Raw genomic sequence first — 13,655 nt, forward strand, 5'->3', positions numbered from 1 at the left:
GCCAAAAAAAAGAAAAGTGATTTACCGAAAAAAGTTTATATACGTACAATTAAGAATAAAAGGTGACTGATGTTTCATTTTATTTTATTTTTCATCGTTCACTCAACGCATATAATGCTTTTAGGAAATAAAATTTAAAATCGGCACTCATGTATCTAGATGGGCGTTAAATGCTGAAATCCTGCGATAATTCCGTCTTATTCTTCTATTTGCATTGTTTTAGCGTAAAAAATTAAAACACGTCTGTATTCGGAAAATAAAAAAATATCGCATACGGACACAAACAGTTAATGAAGTTCATGGAGTAAGTCTAGGTTAATTAATAAATTAATAAAATAAATTACTTCTCTAATATTATTAAGATGGCAGGCACTTTTCGTCACTATGACTATTCGATAAAGATTTACGTCAAGAGAAGGTAGTTATGATTACAACTCATAAAAAACACTTTTTGATGACTTCCCGTTTATAAGAAATTCACTTTTTTAATCCAATCCGACCACATGAATTTACGACTCATTGGCTCGACAACTCCGGCATTGCGCAGAGAGCCGGCGGCTTGCAAACCGGATCACACTGGATATCGCCCGGTCGGCATCGTGACGGCAAACAACCGTCCGGATGGTTGATCGCAATGCAATCGTTGGCGCCCGGGTGCGGAACGGTCAAACGCTCGATTGCATCCGATTGCATTTGCAGCGTGACCGTGGCCACCAGCGGGATCAGGCCCCTACCGAGTAAATCGGTATAAGTCGTGTCGCTGTCATCGTCCTGCCTGGCGAGGTATCGGTTGTAAAGCCGCCCCATCCAGGGGATGGTCGGCTGATATCCCTGAGTGATGCGCAAGCTGATCAGATTGGCTTCCTGAAAACTTTGGCCGAACCCGTCTCGACGCCCCGCGGCACGCAGCGCCGGAGCGCTGTGTGGGATCACACGACTGCCGGCACCGACGGTGTATTGCAATAACGGACTATTCCAATCCGAAAAACTCTGTCGGGTAGGATTTTCCAGAACGATGCGGGCGTAACTGCGTCGCGGATTTTCGCCCCCGTCATTACTACCGGTAACAACATCCTTTGCCCTGATCTTCGCATCGAAGAGCTCATCACCACTTAGGCTATCAACATAACGTGGCACCAGTGCCTGGACATAGGCTTGCTGGATGGTTTCGAGATTCGCGTGTGCCACTGCCCCGGCCCGCGCAGCCATGAGGACCGCATGATTGAAGTTGTCACGGACGATATACAGCATGCCGAATTGCACGATCGCCATACCGGACAAAATGAACAACGGAACCGCAATGACCATGCCGAGCAGGCTGGCGCCTCGCTGACGATCCGGCGTCGCAAAGCCGATGCGGCAACTGACGATCCGGGTCATGCGGGCAATGAGCAAGAGCAAAGCCATTCAAGTCAACTCCTGGAAAATTTGCACGGCCGGACATTACGATCCCGCATGTAAGAACTGCATCGCGATAGGGAAAAATAGCACGATGAACGTACATGGAAAGATGAAAACGATCAGCGGCAGCAGCAGCTTGACCGGCGCTTCCAGGGCTTTTTTCTCGGCGCGCTGGAAGCGCTCGGTACGACGTTGATCGGCCTGGGCGCGCAACACCGGGCCGAGATTCATGCCCATGCTTTCGGCCTGAATGACAGACGTGACGAAGCTGGTGATGCCGGGTTCGCGCAAGCGTTCGGCCATTGCCCGCAAAGCTTCGGCGCGGGCCTTGCCGGCGCGCACGTCGCGCAACACGCGCTGGCATTCGTCGCGAAACGCGCCCGGTGGTCCTTTATCGACGGACTGGCTCAGCGCCCCCTGCAAATTTAGACCGGCTTCGACGCACAAGGTGACGATATCGAGAAAAAACGGCAGGCTCTTAAGGATCTCGCGCTGGCGCAACGCGATGCGGTCATGCAACCAGAAGCGCAGCATGACCCAGCCAAACACCATGCCGGACAAGGCAGCTTCGCCGTAGGCGACCGTGCTCAACGGTGCTGATCCGACCCGTGCCTGCATCAGCGCATACAGCAGCCAGCAAAACAGGACCGCTGTCACGCTCATGCACAACAGACATCCGGCGAGGAACTGGCTTGGCGTGAGCATGTAATCGAGTCCGGCGCGACGCATCCGCAACCACGACTTATCGTCGGACGGCGCGATACCGAGCAGGGCGAGGTAATAACTGATCCACTGAATCGGCCACCACGCCAAGCGGAAAGCCAGCGGCGGGGCATCCTTGTAGTCGCGGTTTTCGGTCGGCACTTCCGCGACGGACCGTCCCAGCAGCCAGCCAATCAGCGCGACCGATAAGCCGATGGCAAGCGCCAGCAGGAAGATCAGCGTCGAATGCGATAGCGGAGTCATCGTGGCAGCTTCCATCAGACGTCAATCGCCACGATCTTGCGGATCAAAACGACACCCATGATTTCAAGGAAGGCGATCACCGCCAGGGTGGCCCAGCCGACCTGGCTGTGCCACAGGTAGCTCATCGACTCCGGCTCCATTTTATTGAGCACTGCCATCAATGCCAGCGGCAACATGCCGACCACCCAGGCTTGCAGCTTGCCTTGCGCAGTCAGTGCACCGATCTTGCCTTCCATTTGCAGCCGGCTGCGTACCGTGTGCGAAGTGCGCTCGAGCGCTTCGGCCAAGCCGCCGCCGGTTTCGGCAGCGATCCGCATGGCCGATACCACCAGCGTGGTGGTGACGGTAGGGATGCGTCGGCTGAGATTGGTCAGGCTTTGTTCGAGCGTGACGCCAAGGCGCTGTTCGCGCAGCATCAGCGAAAACTCCTGCGCCAGCGGCGGCTGGGATTCGGCCACCAGTTGCTGGGTCGCGGCATTGAGACCGACGCCGGCACGCAAGCCGCCGGACAGCATCAGCAGGGCATCCGGCAACTGCGCATCGAACTGTTGCAGGCGGCGCTCGCGCAACCAGCGATACAGCGCGCGCGGCAGCAATCCCAGCCCGAAAAATACCGGCAATGCCAGCAAGGCGCTACCGGTCAGCGCCCATGCCAGCACGCCGCCCAGCAGCATCACGGCGAGATTAGCAACGAACAGCTTGGCCGGATCAATGAACAGAAAAAATTCGCGCGCCTGAAAGCGCGTCCTGTCCGTAAAACTGGCGCGATAGCGCTGCATTGCCGCGCCGCCCTGCTCGATGATCACCCAGCTCAGCAAGCCGACTGCCAGGCACACCACGACACTGATACCGGCCACCAGCAAGCCCTGACTGGATGCGGTATTCATGCCAGATCCCTCGGTGCCGGTGCCAGCGTCGCGTCGGGCTTGAAGATCGACATGTCCGGCGTGATGCCGGCGGCGCGCAAGTCATCGTAAAACGTCGGCACCAGGTCGCAACCGGTAAAGCAGCCCCGCACTTTGCCGGCCTTGCCATCGAAACCCTGGCTGGCGAAACGGAACAGTTCCTGCAGCAGGATCTTGCCGCTTTCCATGCCGGTGATTTCAGTGATGCTGGTGACCATGCGGGTACCGCAGGCAAAGCGGGTCTGCTGCACGATGATGTCAACCGCCGAACTGATCTGTTCGCGGATCGCTTGCAGCGGCAAATCCATGCCGGCCATCAGCACCATGGTTTCGAGCCGGGCCAGCCCGTCGCGTGGCGTGTTCGCGTGCAGCGTGGTCAGCGAACCTTCATGGCCGGTATTCATTGCCTGCAGCATGTCGAGCGCTTCGGCACCGCGGCATTCGCCAACGACGATGCGGTCGGGTCGCATCCGCAGCGTGTTGCGCACCAGCTCGCGGATCGTCACGGCACCCTTGCCTTCGACGTTGGCCGGCCGCGCCTCGAGGCTGATCAGGTGCGCGTGGTGCAGCTTGAGTTCAGCGGCATCCTCGACGGTGATCACCCGTTCGTGGTCAGGGATGAAGTTCGACAGGATATTGAGCAGCGTGGTCTTGCCGGAGCCGGTGCCGCCGGAGACGACGATGTTCTTGCGTGCGACCACGCAGATGCGCAGGAATTCGGCCATCGCGGCACTGACCGAGCCGGCCCTGACGAGGTCATCGGCATTCAGCTTGCGGCGGGCAAATTTACGGATCGTCAGTGTGGCACCCTTCAGTGCCAGCGGCGCGATGATCGCATTGACCCGCGAGCCATCCTTGAGTCGCGCATCGACCATCGGCGAGGATTCGTCGATACGCCGTCCGAGCGGTGCGACGATGCGTTCGATCACGCCCAGCACGGCGCGCTCGCCGGTAAACACCAGCGGATGGCGATGCAAGCGGCCGGCCCGTTCGACATAGATCTCGTCGTAGCGGTTGACCATGATTTCACTGACCTCGTCGTCGGCCAGCAAGTCTTCGAGCGGGCCGAGGCCGATCGCTTCGTTGAGCACTTGCTGGCGCAACAGGTCGCGATCGAGTTCGGACGGAATGTCGGCCTCGCGGGCCAGCATGATTTGCCGGATCAGCGCATCGGTATCTTGTCGCAACTGCTGGTCGGACATCGTCGAGACATCGTGGCGACGCAAGTCCATGGTCTGCAACAGTTCGGCATGCAGGCGCCGGCGCCAGTCGAATTCAAGTTCGCGCTGCGCCGGATTGGCCGATGCGTGCATGACCAGCGGACCGGCCGGCACGAGAGCATGGTCGGTCGCGCCGGCCGGTTCGGGCATCACGATGTCGCTATCGGCTCTGGTCGTGGTGCCGGCTGGTGCGCTATCGCGCATGTGCGGGGCAACCTGCAAGCGATACGGACCGATACCGATCAGGTCATGCCGCTGCAGCGGACCGGCATGCACATCGACCCGTTCGCCATTGAGACTGACGCCACCGTAGGCACCAAGGCACTGGATCATGATGCCCGACGGTGTCGTCATCAGGCGGGCATGCTCCTGGGCGATGCGCCAGTTTGCCAACCGGATTTCATTCCGGCGCGACTTGCCGATGCCGCAATCGGCGGGCACATCAAGCGTACTGATGGATCCGTCGGGATCGATGATTTTGATATGCAACATGATCGATCCGGGCTCAGTGGGATGACATGCCGAACGGGACAAAATCAGTGGTCCCGGCAGGTGCGGCATCGGCGGATGACGGAGCGGATGGCTCCGTTGCAGAGGCTTGCTTTGGCAACACGGCGGGAACTGCTGCGGGCATCGTTGCGGGTGTAGGTGCAGGTGCGGGCGGAGCAAGCTGCGCCGGCACAGGTCCCGTCGCCAACCCGGACGCCTTCGTGTTGTCTTGTGCGGGCAAGCGTATCGTCGCGGGTGTCTCCAGGTAAGGCTGTTTGCCGAGGTTGTTTTTCAGCTGACCGGTGGTGCGCTCGATGCGCTCGATCAGCGCCGGACTGCGGCTGTCGACGATGGTTGGCGTGACGAAGACGACCAGCTCGGTTTCCTTGTTCTCGAACCGCTTGGAGCGGAACAATGCACCGAGCACTGGCACGTCGCCGAGTAACGGCACTTTGTCGATGCTGGTGCTGTTATCGGCTTGCAGCATGCCGGCCAGTACGATGGTGTCGCCGGCCAGCACATTGAATTCGGTCTTGGTCTTGCGCGTCTGCAGTGCCGGACCGGCGGCGGTACTCAGCGAGGCATCGATCTTGCTGACTTCGGCATCGATGGTGGCGCGAATGACGCCATTACGGTCGACCTTCGGCAGGATGTCGAGCTTGATACCGTAGGGCTTGAACTGGACCGTCACGCCATTGATGGTCGCCACCGAATACGGAAATTCGCCGCCAGCCAGGAAACTGGCCTTGGTGCCGCTGCGCGCCGACAACTGCGGTTGTGCCAGCAGGCTGGCCTTGCCTTGCTGTGCCAGCAAATTGAGTTGCGCATTCAGGCCGAGATTGAGCACACTGAGCACGTTGAGTCCGCCCGGTACCCGCACCGGACTGCCGCTACCTTCCGGCGAGGTGATCGGTGCGGCATTGGTACCCTGGATATTGACCTGGTAAGGCCCATCGGTGCCGCGTCGTCCCGGCGACCAGATCGCACCGATCGCAGCACCGCCGACACTGCCCCACTTGAGGCCGATATCGCGCAATTCGTTGGTCGGAAATTCGACCACTTTCACATCCAGCATCACCATTGGTTCCCAACCGAGCTGGTTGGTGAAGTTGATGATTTGCGGGTAGCGCTTTTCGAGCATGTCGATTTTGGCCAGCTCGACATCGGACAGGTTGTCGCCTTCGATGATGACCTTGTCGCCGATGATCGAGGTGCGTGTGCCGGGCATCGACTTCAGGAACGCCATCACGTCACGGGCAATACGCGTGGTGTCGCCAGGGACGATGCTGACCTTGACGCGCTGGTAGCGGCCATCGGCATTCCAGACAAACAACGACGAGGTCCCGACCCCGTTGGCAAACACGATGACTTCTTTTTCGTCGAGCGCTGCCGCCGACATGATTTGGCCGTTGCCGACCGCGATACGCGCCACGCCGGGCGTCGGGAATACCCGCGACTCACCGACGAACATTTCGATTTCGGGAATCATGCCCTGGTCGTTTTGCGGCGAGATCGGTGCATACGGACGTGACGCCGCTGGCGGACGACGCACTGTGGGCTTCAGTTGTACGGCGTAGCCATTGAGCGGTGGTGCGGACGCTGCGGCGGTGTCTGCAGCTTGACCCGCTGGCGGACTGGCAGGCGCAGGAACCGGGGCCGGAGGGGGTGATGTCACTGCCGGCACCGCCGCTGGCGGACGCGCTGCCACGCGGTTGGCGGGTGCTACCGGTGCCGCTGCCGGTGCCGGCGCAACCGGTGCCACTCCCTGCGCATGCACCTGCAGCAATGTCAGGCCCGCACACAGGCTGACCACCCCCGCGCTGATGCGCCAGCGTGAAAACGTCATCACATCCTTGCGGGCGCGAACAGACGATGGAGCGCGGGCAGCGCGACGAGGCGACGCGCGCAGCGCGTCCCGGCCCATATGGTGGGAACTGGTCATGGCAATTGGTTTTTGTTATGAGGTTAAATAAGAACGTCGGGAAAAATCACTGGCTGGGTAATCGGATTCGTCAGGGATATGGCGGCGGTGCTGGCGGTCTCGCTGCCGGCGCTGCTGGTACTGCTGGTACTACTGGCATGACCGGCGGCTGCTTCATTTTTTGTAGCGTATCGAGGCCAGCCTGCATCGGGTCGGACACCGGATTGGCCTCTGCCCTGGACTGTCCGCCCAATTGCAACGACTCCGGCACCAGCTTGCCGCTCCCGCCGTAGAGCACCGGGATCACCCGGTCCGGACGCAATCGTCCGGTCTGCAAACCGAGCAATGCCGCAAGGTCGCCGCGGGTACCCGCCATCGGTGCCTGATCCGCGGGATTGCGCAGCAAGGCGGTGATCTTGCCTGCTTCACGCGCGACGATGACGTTCTGTGCCTGCTCGGGTGTCGTATTGAGCGTTACCGTACTGAATTGCCGGCGCTCGCCGGTGCGCGGGTCGTCAACGGCACGTTGGCCGGTGGCCATCACCTGCACCGCTTGCAGCAGCGGGAATGTGATCTTCTTGCCGCTATGGTCGACGGTGACGATCAGGTCGATGCTGTCGCCGGGTTCGAGCAGGCCGGAGATCGAATTGATTTCATCGACCGGCACCGTCATGGCACGATGGCCGGCCTCCAGACGGGCTGAAAACGTCGGCACCTTCTTGCCTTCCATCAGCCCCCACATCACCGATTCGCCGGACTTCAGCCCGTAAGCAATGGGCTGACCGTCGATGCGGGCAAACTGATCCGGGAACACCGACGCCGAATGCGCAAACTCACGGGGGATCTCGCGTACGGCGACGTTATCGGCGCTGAGCACCGTCCCCTTGGTCAGATCGCCCTTGGCAACAACAACCGGTGTCGTCGGCCCCTTGCTGCGCGCTTCGATGCTGGCGATCTGGTCACTCAGAAAACTGCGTGCCAGCAAGGCTGCGCCTACGCCGATGGTCAGGGCGACGCCAAGGACCAGCCAGGTTTTTTCGGGTTTGAAGTTGCCGAGGGAAGGGACGTTCATGGTTAGGCGGATAGGGTTGAAAAAAAAGGGTTTCGTGAAAATAGAGAGAGAAGGTCGCGCCAACGATCACTTAGCGTGCAACACCGTCATTGCCGTATTTTTCCAAACCCTTCTTGACACGTTCACCCCCGGTTGCTGTTGCTGAGGCTTTAGCTGCGTCCAAGGCATCTTTCGAGTCCTGCCCCGAGAGCTCCAGCGCAATACCCGAGGTTTGGCTACGGATGGTTTGCCCAAAAAACTGATAAACCGCAATCGCTGCAACTGCCACAAGAGCAACGATAACAATGTATTCCGTCATTCCCTGGCCGGTTGCGCGGTGGATAGTGGGGGTGGTGTGGTGTTTCATCGGAGAGCTCCTGACTGGTTGGATTGACAAGGAAAGATGTCAATTTACCTAACTTTTTTAACCAACTAGCAGGGAGTTTGCTTTGCAGTTGTGTAGTTGCTCATGGCGACATTCAACGGGAAATGGATCGAAATGGATGCCATCAGCAGCAGTCATTTCAATCCCCCTCTATCCGCCGGCAGCAACCCAGCGCAGACCGGCATCAAAAAAGTGAACGCGCGATGCCAGTCGTCATCAAGCAGCAAATGGCCATTTCGATCTGCCATGCGCGCAAGCCAAAAAGACCGTCGTTACGGAGACAAATTATCGTTGCAATCAGACCATAGCCAGATCAACAAATTGGCAAAACCGGGGGACAAAGCGGAGACGAAGCAAGGAAGAAGAAACAACAACGCCAGGTCATGCCTGGCGTTGGAAAATCAGGTGTCCGGCGTTGCACCGGCCACGCTCAACAATCATTACTTGGCAAATTTGGCGGCCAACTGGCTCAGCTTTTCGGTATGCAGACGCGCTGCCTCGTCGGCCAGGCGCGCTTCTTCTTCTTTGGCGCGCACTGCCTTGCGCTGGTCGGCTTCTTTCTTGAAGCGTTCCTTGAGCAAGGTGGTCGCCCGCAGACGGTGTTCATCGGTCAGCGCATCACCGGGCAAGCCGTCGAGGTCGTGGCGGTGGGTGGCCTTTTCGACTGTCTTGAGATACCGCAATGAGTTGGTGTGCTGACCCAGCGCGATGCGCAGTATCTTGCGCGGCAATTCGGGCTGACGCGCAATAAGCTGCTTGTCGATGCCGATAGCTAGCGGCAAACAATCACGGAATGCAGGGAAAGTTTGCTGGAGTTCTTTCAGCAGCGCGCGCGCAGCCTGGACGGGATTGGGGGCAGTGGTCGGAGAAGTCATTCGGAAAAGTGGTTGTAATCTGAGGAGAAAGAAGCCGGAGGATAGCATGCCACCTGGCCGCCGGATGCCTCCGGCGGCATCAATGACGTCAATGTGCTCCACCGCCGTCGGCGGGTGCTGCCGAGTTGGATCGCTTGGTCATCCACACCAGACTGATCAGGGCCAGGAACAAAATGGACGATATCCAGAAAATATCCGTCGCGGCCATCGTGCTTGCCTGCACGCTCATGGTCCGTTCGATGACGGCATACGCGCCCTGCTCCGACAAGCCTTGCGCCGTCAGTCCCTGCACCGCCTGGGCAAAAGCCGGACTCTGGGCACTGGTATGTTCGGCCAATTGCGCGTGGTGTAGCGCGGTCCGGCTGTCCCAGACGGTCGAGGTGATCGAAGTGCCGATACCGCCAAACATGATGCGCACGAAGTTCGACAGCCCCGCGGCGGCCGGGATTTTGTCCGGCGACAGGCCGGACAGGATGATGGACGTCAGCGGGATAAAGAACATGGCCATGGCTGCGCCCTGGATGAAGGTCGGGATGATCAGCGTGATCGGATCGACGTCGACATTGAAGCGTGAGCGCATGGCGAACACCAGCGCGAAGATCAGGAAGCCGGCGGTGGCCACCCAGCGCGCATCGACCTTGGGCATCATCTTGCCGATGAGCGGCGACATCAGGATGGCGAGCACGCCGACCGGTGCCATCACTTTGCCGGCTTCGGTGGCGGTGTAGGACAACTGGGTTTGCAACCAGAGCGGCAGGATCACCAGACTGCCGAAGAACAAACCGTAGCCCACCGAAATGGCAATCACGCCACCGGTAAAATTGCGCCCCTTGAACAGCGACAGGTCGACCACCGGATGGTCCTCGCCCAGCTCCCAGATAACGAAGTAAATGAACGCGACGACGGCGATCGAGCCGAGCAAGATGATTTCGCCGGAATTGAACCAGTCGAGTTCCTTGCCCTTGTCGAGCATCAGTTGCAACGCGCCGACCCAGAGCACCAGCAGCACCAGCCCGACCTTGTCGATCGGTAAGTGCCGGATCGCAGTTTCGCGTTTGTGATAGATCGACCAGGTCGCCCAGGCAGCGAATAGTCCGATCGGAATGTTGATGTAAAAAATCCAGGGCCAGGTGTAATTATCAGAAATCCATCCGCCCAGCAGCGGCCCCATGATCGGAGCCACCAGCGTGGTCATGCCCCAGAACGCGAGCGCCATGCCGCTCTTGGCAGGCGGATAACTCGATAACAGCAAGGCTTGCGACAGCGGAATCATCGGGCCGGCTACCGCGCCTTGCAGCACGCGGGCCGCGATCAGCAGTTCGATGCTCGGTGCCAAGCCGCACAGGATGGATGCGATGACGAACAGCAGAATCGAGGTCACGAACAGTTTGACCTGGCCGACGCGCATGGTCAGCCAACCGGTCAGCGGAACCGAAATCGCATTGGCGACCGCGAAGGACGTGATGACCCAGGTGCCCTGTTGCGGCGAGACACCGAGATCGCCGGAAATCGCAGGAATCGAGACATTGGCAATCGACGAATCGAGCACATTCATGAATACCGCCAGCGACAGGGCGATCGTGCCCACGACAAGCTGACTGCCTTGCAGTGGCGGTAACGCCGGTCGTGCGGGTGTGTTCGCGGTTGCCATCAGAAACGTCGGTTACAGAAGATCATGGCGGCGTTCAGCGCTTGGCAGGTGTAACGGCCGCGCTGTTTTCAGCAATGATGCGGCTGATCAGCAAATGGCCATCGCTGCCGGCCTTGTCGAAGGCAGCGGTCTGGTAGACCGGTGCGGAGCGCGTGCTGCCTGACGCGGTCAGCGAGGTGCCGGCATGGTCGGCAATATCCACCTCGACCTGCATCGAGACGCCGAGCCGTAGCGGTCGTTCTGCCAGTTCGGCAGGGTCCAGCGAAATGCGTACCGGCACGCGCTGGACCACCTTGATCCAGTTGCCGCTGGCATTTTGCGTCGGCAGCAGCGCGAACGCCGAGCCGGTACCGGCCGACAGGCCAAGCACCTTGCCGTGGTAATTCGCCTTCGCGCCATACACATCCGAATGCAAGGTCACCGGCTGGCCGATGCGCATCCGGTCGATCTGGACTTCCTTGAAGTTGGCATCTACCCACAAACTGTCGAGCGGTACGATGGACAGCAGCGGCGTGCCGGCGGCAACCCGCTGGCCGACTTGCACCGAACGCTTCGCAACATAGCCGGCGATCGGTGCCGGCAGCGTTGTGCGGGCGGTAGCCAGGTAAGCGGCCTGCACCTGGGCGGCGGCGCGCAGTACGGTCGGATGCTGCGCCACCGACGTCTGGTCGGTCAGCACGCGATTCGAGGCCAGCTGTTCGCGGGCTGCGACGGCGGCCGACTCGGCACTTTGCAGCGCGGTGCGGGCGTGGGCGAGTTCTTCTTTCGACACCGCACCGGAGCCGATCAGTTCCTGCCGCCGCGCCAGGTCATTACGCGCCCGTTCGAGCTCGCTGTTACGCGAGGTGATGTTGGCATTGAGCGCGCCATTATTGACGAACAGCGTGCGCACTTCGCGCACGGCCTGCGCCAGCTGCGCCGTGGCCTGATCCAGCGCGACATTCGCATCGGCCGGGTCGAGCAGCACCAGCGCCATGCCGGCCTGAACCCGCTGGGTATCGTCGGCATTGATCGCAATGACCGTCCCGCCGATCTGTGAGGTGACCTGCACCACGTTCCCCGCCACGTAGGCGTCATCGGTACGCTCGAAATGACTGGCAAAAATGAACCACCAGATACCGTAGGCAATCATCAGCAGGATCAGTACGCCGGTCATGACCAGTAACAGAAAGCGACGCTTGCCGCGCGGTGGTGCCGTGACGACCGGAACAGCAGCAGGTGGGTGGGTGACAGGTGAGTTCATGATGCCGCTTTGACGATGAGTGGAATTTCGGAAGACGGGACGACTGGCGCAACCAGTCCGCTGGCTGCGGCATCAAAGCCGCCACCGAGCGCCTTGATCAGGCTGATGCGCAAATCACTCAAGCGCAGGCTGACATCAAGCTCGGTGCGGCGCTGCTGCAGCAAGGCTGCTTCGGAGGCCAGCACCTGCAACTGATTCGCCGTACCGACGCGCTGTCGTTGCTCGGACAAGCGCAGTACATTGCCGGCCGCTTGCACCGCCAGGCGCTGGTGTTCTTGTTGCAAGGCTGCGCCGCGCAATGACTGGACCTGATCGGCGACGTCGTGCAAGGCATCGGTCAATGTCTGGTTATAGGTCGCGACCGCAGCGTCGTAACCGGCGATCTTGCCTTTGAGACGGGCGCGCAGCGCACCGCCCTCAAAGATCGGCAAGCGGATGGCAGGGCCGATGCCGGCGATGGCGCTGCCACTGCTGATCAGGTTGGGCAAGCCGAGGCTGGACAGGCCGGCAAACGCCGCCAGATTGATGTTCGGGTAGAAGTCGGTGCGTGCCGTATCGATCTCGCCCTGCAGCGCTTCGACATGCCAGCGTGCCGCGACGATGTCAGCACGACGACCGAGCAAGGCGAGCGGCAAGGCGTCCGGCAGTGGCCGTGCCGTCACCGGCATGATCTGTGGCAGGGCAATCGTCAGTCCGCGGTCCGGTCCTTGCCCCAGCAGCGCCGCCAACTGATTGCGACTCAGCGCCAGCGCTTCCTGCCATTGCGCTTGCTCGGTTCGTAGATTTTGCAGCTGGACCTGGCCGATCTGCTTGTCGCTCTGGTTGTCGAGACCGGCGGCGATGCGGCGCGCCGTCAGGTCATCGAGTTGCAGGCGTACGGCCTGTTGTCGCGCGATCAGGTCGAGTTGTTCAACCTGCCGATGCATCCCCAACCAGCTGCGCGCCACCGCGCTGGCCAGCATCAGGCGCGCGCTGTATTGCTCGGCTTCGATGGCCTTGCCCTGCGCCAGCACCGCGCGCAATTCGGCAGCATGACGACCCCAGAAATCCAGGTCGTACGACAAGCTCATTGCTAACTGGTTATCGGACCGGAGTGCGCCTGCCAGCGGTGGAGGAACGATGCCATTTTCAGTGTAGCGCTGGTAGGTGCTGGTAAAGCTGCCACCCACGGCCGGACCGGCAGCCGCACGCGTGGCGTCGGCGAGCGCTTGCGCCGCGGCGATCCGGGTCGCGCTGACTTGCAAAGTGGGATTAGTGGCCAACGCTTCATCGACCAGCGACTGCAAGGCAGGCCCGCCCAGGCTGGTTGGCCAATCCATCGCCGGCCACTGCCCGCCCTGCCCCGGCAAGGTGATGGCGCTGGCCAGTTCGGCAGGAGAACGCGACCGCGCGGTGCTGCGGATATCACCGGAACTGACACAGGCAGACAATCCTGCCGATAGCAGCGCGGCACTGAGCAGCGTTCTGGCGAGCACCGCCAGAGCAGAAAAATTACGGAAAAAAATGGTCATCATGGCAATTTTATTATTTGATCAGGCAAATTATTTT

General features: G+C 60.1%; 11 protein-coding genes. All 11 read right to left on the reverse strand.

From position 1 onward, the window contains the following. Positions 1 to 516: 516 nt before the first annotated feature. Positions 517 to 1,407 carry a TadE/TadG family type IV pilus assembly protein gene (locus RHM62_RS15945; protein WP_322123037.1) on the reverse strand — a complete coding sequence of 297 codons (891 nt, stop codon included), beginning with the start codon at positions 1,405 to 1,407 and terminating at the stop codon, positions 517 to 519. A gap of 36 nt (positions 1,408 to 1,443) precedes the next feature. Further along, the gene (locus RHM62_RS15950; protein WP_322123038.1) at positions 1,444 to 2,367 is read right to left on the reverse strand and encodes a type II secretion system F family protein; all 924 of its coding nucleotides are present in this window, start codon (positions 2,365 to 2,367) and stop codon (positions 1,444 to 1,446) included. Between the two features lie 14 nt (positions 2,368 to 2,381). Continuing rightward, on the reverse strand, positions 2,382 to 3,254 hold the full coding sequence (locus RHM62_RS15955) for a type II secretion system F family protein (protein ID WP_322123039.1): 873 nt from the start codon (positions 3,252 to 3,254) through the stop codon (positions 2,382 to 2,384). Further along, positions 3,251 to 4,984, reverse strand: a complete 1,734-nt coding sequence (locus RHM62_RS15960; RefSeq protein WP_322123040.1) for an ATPase, T2SS/T4P/T4SS family — start codon at positions 4,982 to 4,984, stop codon at positions 3,251 to 3,253. The genes RHM62_RS15955 and RHM62_RS15960 overlap by 4 nt, the downstream gene beginning before the upstream one ends. 13 nt (positions 4,985 to 4,997) lie before the next feature. Beyond that, positions 4,998 to 6,923, reverse strand: a complete 1,926-nt coding sequence (locus RHM62_RS15965) for a type II and III secretion system protein family protein (protein WP_322123041.1) — start codon at positions 6,921 to 6,923, stop codon at positions 4,998 to 5,000. A 70-nt stretch (positions 6,924 to 6,993) separates the two neighbouring features. Continuing rightward, positions 6,994 to 7,974, reverse strand: a complete 981-nt coding sequence (gene cpaB, locus RHM62_RS15970; protein ID WP_322123042.1) for a Flp pilus assembly protein CpaB — start codon at positions 7,972 to 7,974, stop codon at positions 6,994 to 6,996. 70 nt (positions 7,975 to 8,044) lie between these two features. Next, positions 8,045 to 8,320, reverse strand: coding sequence for a hypothetical protein (locus tag RHM62_RS15975; RefSeq protein WP_322123043.1), 276 nt, complete (start codon positions 8,318 to 8,320; stop codon positions 8,045 to 8,047). 458 nt (positions 8,321 to 8,778) lie between these two features. After that, a complete protein-coding gene (locus RHM62_RS15980) occupies positions 8,779 to 9,213 on the reverse strand; it encodes a ProQ/FinO family protein (protein ID WP_322123044.1) in 435 nt (144 codons plus the stop codon). Positions 9,214 to 9,301: 88 nt separating this feature from the next. Beyond that, a complete protein-coding gene (locus RHM62_RS15985) occupies positions 9,302 to 10,864 on the reverse strand; it encodes a DHA2 family efflux MFS transporter permease subunit (protein WP_322123045.1) in 1,563 nt (520 codons plus the stop codon). A 34-nt stretch (positions 10,865 to 10,898) separates the two neighbouring features. After that, a complete protein-coding gene (locus RHM62_RS15990) occupies positions 10,899 to 12,107 on the reverse strand; it encodes an HlyD family efflux transporter periplasmic adaptor subunit (RefSeq protein WP_322123046.1) in 1,209 nt (402 codons plus the stop codon). Beyond that, positions 12,104 to 13,621, reverse strand: a complete 1,518-nt coding sequence (locus RHM62_RS15995) for an efflux transporter outer membrane subunit (RefSeq protein WP_322123047.1) — start codon at positions 13,619 to 13,621, stop codon at positions 12,104 to 12,106. Before RHM62_RS15995 ends, RHM62_RS15990 begins: the two co-directional genes overlap by 4 nt. Between the last annotated feature and the right edge of the window lie 34 nt (positions 13,622 to 13,655).

The sequence above is a fragment of the Actimicrobium sp. CCC2.4 genome, from assembly GCF_034347385.1.
Taxonomy (GTDB): domain Bacteria; phylum Pseudomonadota; class Gammaproteobacteria; order Burkholderiales; family Burkholderiaceae_D; genus Actimicrobium.

Bases quoted from the DNA above. Each gene is read 5' to 3' on its own strand.
- RHM62_RS15945 (WP_322123037.1), bottom strand. From the start codon at position 1,407: ATGGCTTTGCTCTTGCTCATTGCCCGCATGACCCGGATCGTCAGTTGC.
- RHM62_RS15950 (WP_322123038.1), bottom strand. From the start codon at position 2,367: ATGACTCCGCTATCGCATTCGACGCTGATCTTCCTGCTGGCGCTTGCC.
- RHM62_RS15955 (WP_322123039.1), bottom strand. From the start codon at position 3,254: ATGAATACCGCATCCAGTCAGGGCTTGCTGGTGGCCGGTATCAGTGTC.
- RHM62_RS15960 (WP_322123040.1), bottom strand. From the start codon at position 4,984: ATGTTGCATATCAAAATCATCGATCCCGACGGATCCATCAGTACGCTT.
- RHM62_RS15965 (WP_322123041.1), bottom strand. From the start codon at position 6,923: ATGACCAGTTCCCACCATATGGGCCGGGACGCGCTGCGCGCGTCGCCT.
- cpaB (WP_322123042.1), bottom strand. From the start codon at position 7,974: ATGAACGTCCCTTCCCTCGGCAACTTCAAACCCGAAAAAACCTGGCTG.
- RHM62_RS15975 (WP_322123043.1), bottom strand. From the start codon at position 8,320: ATGAAACACCACACCACCCCCACTATCCACCGCGCAACCGGCCAGGGA.
- RHM62_RS15980 (WP_322123044.1), bottom strand. From the start codon at position 9,213: ATGACTTCTCCGACCACTGCCCCCAATCCCGTCCAGGCTGCGCGCGCG.
- RHM62_RS15985 (WP_322123045.1), bottom strand. From the start codon at position 10,864: ATGGCAACCGCGAACACACCCGCACGACCGGCGTTACCGCCACTGCAA.
- RHM62_RS15990 (WP_322123046.1), bottom strand. From the start codon at position 12,107: ATGAACTCACCTGTCACCCACCCACCTGCTGCTGTTCCGGTCGTCACG.
- RHM62_RS15995 (WP_322123047.1), bottom strand. From the start codon at position 13,621: ATGATGACCATTTTTTTCCGTAATTTTTCTGCTCTGGCGGTGCTCGCC.